This window comes from Bacillus sp. NTK071 (assembly GCF_017303315.1).
In the GTDB taxonomy this organism is placed as follows: Bacteria; Bacillota; Bacilli; order Bacillales; family Guptibacillaceae; genus Guptibacillus.
In genome coordinates, this window is record NZ_JAFKOI010000070.1 from 1 (window position 1) to 268 (window position 268).

At 53.4% G+C, this 268-nt stretch carries 1 protein-coding gene; it reads left to right on the forward strand.

Features of this window, described 5'->3' with window-relative positions; all coding sequences use genetic code 11:
* A partial coding sequence (locus JI666_RS21070; protein ID WP_286171016.1) for a helicase-related protein occupies positions 1 to 268 on the forward strand: 268 nt, incomplete at both ends.

The following is a 268-nucleotide window of genomic DNA, read 5'->3' on the forward strand; positions in this document are numbered from 1 at the left end:
TGATGTGCGGGTGCGTTATCTGCACTCGGATATAGATACGGTCGAGCGCGTTGAGATTATCCGTGATTTGCGCCTGGGAGAATTTGATGTTCTGGTCGGAATCAACCTGCTACGTGAGGGGCTGGATATGCCGGAAGTGTCGTTGGTGGCGATTCTGGATGCAGACAAAGAAGGCTTCCTGCGCTCAGAGCGTTCTTTGATTCAGACCATTGGCCGCGCGGCCCGTAATGTGGCGGGCAAGGCGATTTTGTATGCTGATCGTATTACC